Annotated in this window: 5 protein-coding genes; 1 reads left to right on the top strand and 4 read right to left on the bottom strand. The window is 75.8% G+C overall.

Annotated features, from left to right (window positions below; translation table 11 throughout):
- Together PATMI_RS37260 and PATMI_RS27780 are read right to left on the bottom strand one after the other, a co-directional pair.
- A partial coding sequence (locus PATMI_RS37260; protein ID WP_036725317.1) for a hypothetical protein occupies positions 1-385 on the bottom strand: 385 nt, incomplete at its 3' end.
- On the bottom strand, positions 382-2,433 hold the full coding sequence (locus PATMI_RS27780) for a polysaccharide biosynthesis protein (RefSeq protein ID WP_084269726.1): 2,052 nt from the start codon (positions 2,431-2,433) through the stop codon (positions 382-384). The genes PATMI_RS37260 and PATMI_RS27780, both read right to left, overlap by 4 nt.
- A gap of 920 nt (positions 2,434-3,353) precedes the next feature.
- Between PATMI_RS27780 and PATMI_RS37255 the strand changes: the two genes are divergently transcribed.
- Positions 3,354-4,040 (top strand): hypothetical protein, encoded by a 687-nt coding sequence (locus PATMI_RS37255; RefSeq protein ID WP_169738335.1) that lies wholly within the window; start codon positions 3,354-3,356, stop codon positions 4,038-4,040.
- A gap of 124 nt (positions 4,041-4,164) precedes the next feature.
- Here the strand turns inward: PATMI_RS37255 and PATMI_RS0105925 are convergent, their stop codons facing one another.
- Both PATMI_RS0105925 and PATMI_RS27775 read right to left on the bottom strand, forming a co-directional pair.
- Positions 4,165-5,196: a DUF354 domain-containing protein gene (locus PATMI_RS0105925; protein WP_026910216.1), complete on the bottom strand. Its 1,032-nt coding sequence runs from the start codon at positions 5,194-5,196 to the stop codon at positions 4,165-4,167.
- Positions 5,197-5,362: 166 nt separating this feature from the next.
- Positions 5,363-6,517, bottom strand: coding sequence for a CapA family protein (locus PATMI_RS27775; protein ID WP_084269725.1), 1,155 nt, complete (start codon positions 6,515-6,517; stop codon positions 5,363-5,365).
- Positions 6,518-6,637 lie beyond the last annotated feature (120 nt).

Below are 6,637 nucleotides of genomic sequence, written 5' to 3'. Positions count from 1 at the left end.
CCGCCGCGCCGCCGACGACCGGGGCGCCCGGGGCGGGTGCCCCCGGCGCGCCGGGGGGCCGGGGCGGGGCGCCGGGCGGGACGGCACCGCCGGGGACGGCGGCGCCCCCGGGTGCGGTGGCGCCGCCCGGGGCCACGTAGCCGGCAGGACGGGGCGGCACGCCGGCCCGCGCGGCCGCGCCGTTGCGGACCTCCTCCTCGAGCGCGTCGAGGCGCTCGGGGGAGCTCCCGGCCCACTCGCGGAGCCGCTGGAGCTCCCGTCCCTGCGCGAACACGAGGATCGCCATGGCGACGACGGCGACCAGCGAACCGAAGCCGATGTACGGCCCGATCTCGTCGAATTTGCTGGCGAAACCCGCCGCCAGCGCTGGGACCTCGAAGGTCATAGCGGACCAGTGTAGGCGCTCGCGCCCGGTTCGAGTCCACCCGTCCGCCGGGCGTGCACCGGCGGCTCGGGCGCGGGAGGGACCGTCCGGGTCACAGGATCGTCACCGGCCCCGAGGTCCGGCGTCGCCGACTCGGAGCTCCGGTGCACCCGCTGCAGCTCGGCGACCTTCGTGGCCACGCCGTGGGCGTCGCCCTCGAGCACGAGCAGCCCGATCTCGTCGAACATCGCCTCGACCGTCGCGGGGGCGAAGCGCTCCCGCTCCGCGCGGTGGATGCGGTCCGCGGCGGTCTCCCGCGGCGTCTCGAACGGGTTGAAGAGCTCCTCGTGGAGCTTCTCCCCGGCGCGCTTGCCGATGACCTCGATCGCGATGTCCTCGCCCGGCTTGTAGCCGGACAGCTCGATCATGTCGTGCGCGAGCTGCATGATCCCGACGGGCTCGCCCATGTCGAGGACGAGGATCTCGCCGGTGGTGCCGAGCGAGCCGGCCTGGATGATCAGCTGCACGGCCTCCGGGATCGTCATGAAGTACCGCGTCATCGCGGCGTCCGTGACGGTGACGGGCCCACCGCGGGCGATCTGTCGCTTGAAGATCGGGACGACCGAGCCGCTGGACCCCAGCACGTTGCCGAAGCGGACGCACGAGTACCGGGTCTCGGGCCACCGCTGCGACGCGCTCTCGACGGCGAGCTCCGCGAGGGCCTTGCTGGCACCCATCACCGTGGCGGGGGTGACCGCCTTGTCGGTGGAGACGAGGACGAACCGCGCGACCCCCGCCTCGCCGCACAGCCGGGTCATCAAGCGCGTGGCGATCGAGTTGTTGCGGACCGCCTCGACCGGGTTGGCCTCCATCAGGCCGACGTGCTTGTAGGCGGCGGCGTGGAAGACGGTCGTCGGGCGGTGCTCGGCGAGGACCTCGCGGATGCGGTCGCCCTCCTTCACGTCGGCGATCACCGACGCGACCATGCCCTCGGGGACCTGCCGGTCGTCGAGCAGCTCGCGCTCGATCGCGAAGAGGTTGTCCTCGGCGTGGTCGAGGATCACGAGCCGCCGCGGTCCCACCCGGGCGATCTGCCGGCAGAGCTCCGAGCCGATCGAACCGCCGGCACCGGTGACCATCACGACCTCGTCCTTGAGGTACGCGCCGACGCGGTCGAGCTCCATCTTCACGGGCTCGCGCCCGAGGACGTCCTCGACGCGCACGTCGCGGACCTGCCGGACGACCTGGCCGCTGCCGGCCTGCAGGAGCTCGAACACCGTCGGCAGTGTCCGCACCTGGACACCCCGGCTGCGGCCGGCGCGGAGGACCTTCGCGCGCAGGGTGCCGGGGGCGGAGGGGATCGCGATGATGATCTCGTTCGGCCCGACCTCGTCGATGACCCGCTCGAGGTCGTCGATCCGGCCGTGGACCCGGACGCCGTCGATGCGGGTGCGCTGCTTCGCCGCGTCGTCGTCGACGAAGCCGATGGGCCGCAGGCCGAGCTGCGGGTTGCGCAGCATCTCCTTCAGCACCAGCCGCCCGCCGTCGCCGGCGCCGACGATCAGGGCGGTCTTCCCGGCGCTGCGCCGCGAGAAGCCCAGGAGCAGGCGGCGCTCGTCGAACGACCGGACGACGATCCGCGCGCCGATGATCAGGAAGATGCCCGCCACGATCGCCAGGCCGTAGATGCTCGGCGGCGGGTACGTCGTGGTGACGCCCTCGGTCTTGCTCTGCCACGTGGCCGGCTGGAGGATGCCGTTGAGGCCGAGGAACAGGAGCAGGCCGACGATCACGCCCTGCCCGGTCCGGAAGTCCGAGCGGCCGTCCGTGTGCCGCCACGACCGGTGGTAGCCGCCGAACGCCCAGATCGCCAGGACCACCGATCCGGCGACCAGGTACCACGTGTGGTCGAAGAGGTTCGAGTACTTCGGCGACGCCTCCGAGACGTGCTTCAGGTCGAACCGCATGCGGAACGCGAGCCAGTACGCCCCGGTGGCCAGCACGAAGTCGACCAGCACCTGGACGGGCGCCAGCCGGTGGAAGTGCAGCGCGGCGGGGCGACGGCGCATCCGGGGGAGTCTGACACGGGGTGGAGCACGTGGAGGCCGCGGGTGACGCGCTCGGCCCTCGACCGCGGCGCGCGCGCCTCGTGACGACGGGGCCTCCCGCGCTGCGGACACGTCGCGTTCAGGCCATCCCGCACGGCGCACGGCGCACGGCGCGGCGTGTGCGCCGTCTGCCGCACGGCGGTGCCCCGGACCGTCACCATCGGTGCGTGGACCGCGATCCCCGTCGCAGCACGTCGCGCCCCCGGACCCCGGCTCCGGAGGACGACCCGTGGTCGTTCGAGGTCCGCGACGCGCCGCCCGCCGACGACCGTCGGCCTCGCGCGCGCGAGGCCGACGACTGGTTCGACGACGCCGACGACGCCACCGCGGTCTCCGGAGCGGACTGGTTCCGGGAGTCGCACGACCACCCCGTCGAGCGCGGCCGGCGGCCCGGAACGCGCCCCGGTGCACGCGCCCGCCTGCGCGCGCCCGCGGACGAGGCCCCGACGACGGTGTCCGCGTCCGCAGCCGACGACGACCGGCAGACGACCGTCTCGCGCCGGGGGGACCATGCCGCGGACGTCCCGTGGTCGCACCCCGACGACGTCCCCACCACCGTGTCGGCCGGCCATCGCGATGACGACGCCCCCACGACCGTCTCCCGTTCGCACCGCGACGACGACGCCCCTACCGTCGCGGTGGCCCGCGGTCCGCGACGGCCCTCGCCGCCGCGATCGACCGGACAGGACGCCGCAGCCGTGGCCGTGCCGTTCCCGGACGGGCCCCGCCGCCCCCGCCCGGCGGCCGACGCCCGTCCGTCGCACGCGGCGCCGTCCGCTCCCGGCGGCCCCGGCAGCCGGGCCCGCGATCGGGGCCCCTCGCGCACGCGGCCGGACGCGCCGCTGCCCGCCGCCCCGCCCCCGGCCCGGAGCGGCCGACGGGTGCCGGTCGTCCTCGTCCTGCTGCTGGCCCTGGTCGGCGCCGGACTGCTCGGGTGGATGGGCCAGACCACGGACGCCGGGGCGTTCCGCGGGTCCTGGGAGTTCTCCCGCCTCGGCGGGCCCTGGCTGGTGGCCGGGTTCCTCGGTGGGGCGGTCGGGGGCTGGCGGCGCGGCGTCGGCGGACTCGTCCTCGGCATCGTCGCCGGCGCGATCATCGTCGGAGCCGGGTCCGTCGCCTACTACGGGCTGTCCTACTGGGGTGGCGGCAACGACGCGCACCGCGCCGCGAAGCTCGGGATCGGCTGGGGGACCGCCGGACTCGGCGTGGGCGGCGTGCTGGGCCTGGTGGGCGCGGCCTGGACGACCGCGCTGGGCCGCCACCTGTCGACGGCGACCGGCCGGCTCACCGGCTCGTGGGTCCATGGTGCGGCGCTCGGCACCCTCGGCGGCCTCCTGATGGGCGAGTCGATCGCCCTGCTCTGGGTCTGGGAGGGCGGCGGCCTGCGCACCATGGCGATCCTCGAGGGCCTGGGCGGCGTGGCGATCGTCGCCGTGGGTGCCGCGATGCGCTCGTGGCGCTTCATGGTCGGCGCGGTCCTGGCCTCGGCGGTCGCGGCCACCCTCGCGCCGATCGCCACCACCGCCCTGCGCGACACCCTGCGGACGATCGGCTGGGCCGGGGTCTGACCCGCGGCCCGCGCCCGGGAGAGCGCGGCGCTCGGCGATCGACGGTCGCGCCGCGCGCGCCCCCACCCCGCGCGGGCCTCACCCACGGCGCCCGACGGCCATCGGCGCGGCCGGGCGCCCGCGCTCACCCGTCCGCGGCGCTCAGCAGCAGGTCGGTCAGGACCGCCGGGTCCCGCCGGATGCGGCCCGACTCGCCGTCGTCCCCGGCGGCGCGCTTGACGAGGTCCACCGCGTCCGGGTCCTCCAGGCGACGCAGGCGGCCGTCGGCGATCAGGGCGTCGTCGACCGCTCCCGGCTTGCCGTCGAACGTCGTGTAGACGGGCGTGCCGACGGCGACCGCCTCGCGGTTCATCGTCCCGCCGGCGCTGACGACGAGGTCGGCGAGGGCGACCAACGACGGCCCGTCGATCGGCCGCTCGGGGATGACGAAGCCGCCGGCCTCGCGCAGCTCGACGCGCTGGGCGTCGGTGCGGGGCAGCACGACGACCTGGCCCTGGGAGCGCAGGCGGTCGAGCACGACGGCGAACCGGTCGTTGTGGAACCGGTGGTAGAGCGAGACCTCCGGCGGGGTGCGGACCACCGCCAGCGGGAGCGCGGCGTCGAGCCCGAGCTCGTCGAGGACCGCGGTGTCGGGCTCGAGGTCGGCGAGGTAGTACTCCTCCTTGAGCCCCGCGTAGGCGCGGATCTTCCCTGTCGCGCCGTACGGGGCCAGGCGCTCGGGCGGGATCACGTCGGGGACGACGACCGAGCGCGCCAGGTGGCAGTTGATCTGGTGCTGGACCGTCGCCCACTCGTAGTCGAACGCCGTCGCCGAGGGGATCCCGAGGAGCGCAGCGGCGACCGTCACGTCGTTGGAGCCGTGACCCAGCGCCACGTCGAACGGCCGCGAGCCGTCGGGATGCCCGCCGACCCGCCGCGCCCAGCGCAGCAGCGCCGTCGTCCGCGACGCGAGCCCGCGCGCCTTGTCGGGCAGCCGCTCGCCGCGGTGGTGCCCGATGGCGGTGTGCGCGATGCCGAGCCGATCGCAGAGCCCGAGCGTCTGCGCGAAGTCCCGCGCGGTGACGTCGACCTCGTGGCCGCGGGCGCGCAGGTCCTCGATCACCGGGCGCAGGACCAGGACGTGGGGGCTGTTGGTGAGGTCGATCCAGACGCGCACGGCCCGGATGGTCGCGCATCGGCGTGGTGGCGGCGGCCTCGACCGCGGCCGATGGTCCTCGGTATCGCCCCACTTGACGAACCGCACCCGCCTCGTGATCCGCGGCGGCCGATGGTCCTCGGTATCGCCCCGCCCCACGAACCGCACGCAGCTCCGAGGCCCTGCCTCAGCGCGGGACGGGTCGGACCCGCGCGGACCGGCCGACGATCCGGATCGTCCTCCGCGCCGACGCCCGCGCGCCCGACGCGCTGCTGCGCAACGCCGGGACCACCCGGAAGCCGGGGCGGGAGACGAAGGTCGGGACGTACTCGACCCGGGTCGCGCGGACGGTGAAGCGGGCCTCCCCGCTCGCGCCTGCGGGACGCGGCGTCGCCCGCAGGCGCAGCCGGGCGAGGTAGCCGCCCTGGGACGCCGGGTGGCAGCACGCCGCGGTCTGGTTCGAGAGCAGGTTCCCCGCGCCGTAGACGACCGGGACACGCCCCGAGAAGCGGATCGGCTGGGGTACGTGGGCGTGCTGCCCGACGATCGCGGTGATGTCCTTCGACCGCTGGAGCCTCGCCGCGAGGGAGCGCTGGGCCCGGGTCGGGGCCGTCCGGTACTCCTCGCCCCAGTGCAGCGTGACGACGACCGCGTCGGCCCCCGCGGCGTGGGCGCGGCGGGCGTCGGAGATGATGCGGCCCGCCCGGGCCAGGTTCACGCTCCAGCGGTGCGGCAGGCCGATCCCGTTGGTCATCTCGGTGTAGGCGAGCACCGCGACCCGCACCCCCGACGCGGTGCGCACCATCGGGATCCGCCGCTGGTCGCGAGCGCTGGAGGACGTCCCGGTCGGCACCACCGACGTGCCCCGGAAGGCCCGGAGCGTCGTCGACACGCCCCGGCCACCCGCATCGAGGCTGTGGTTGCTGGCCGTGCTGCAGACGTCGTACCCCGTGCGCTCGACGCTGAGCGCCAAGCCGACCGGGGTCCGGAAGCTCGGATAGCCGCGCGGCGCGCCCGGCACCAGCGGCGTCTCGGCGTGACAGACGGCGACGTCTGCGGCGCGGACGATCGCCGCGATCGGCCGCAGGAGGGCGTCGAACGCGTAGCGCCGCCCGCCGCCGGCCCGCTTCGCGGCGTCCCACACGGGCTGGTGGGCGAGCAGGTCCCCGCCGGTCAGGACGGTGAGGTCGACGGGGGAGGCGGACGCAGGGTCGTCGGGCGACGCGGGCGCCTGCGCCCCGGCGTCGGCCGGGGCACCGAGGAGCAGGGCCGCGGTGACCGCGACGACCGACCGACGGCACGATGGCATCGCGGGTGGGCGGGACGGTCCGGGACGACGCATGCGGCGATCCTGACGGCTCGCACGGCGGACGTGCACGGCGTACGAGTGGTCGGACGCGCCGCGGGACGGGCGGACGGCAGGGGTACGGGTGGGCGGCGGGTGATCTCGAGGGCGGACGGA

The sequence above is a fragment of the Patulibacter minatonensis DSM 18081 genome (assembly GCF_000519325.1).
In the GTDB taxonomy this organism is placed as follows: Bacteria; Actinomycetota; Thermoleophilia; order Solirubrobacterales; family Solirubrobacteraceae; genus Patulibacter; species Patulibacter minatonensis.
This window is presented reverse-complemented; position numbering and strand designations above follow the sequence as displayed.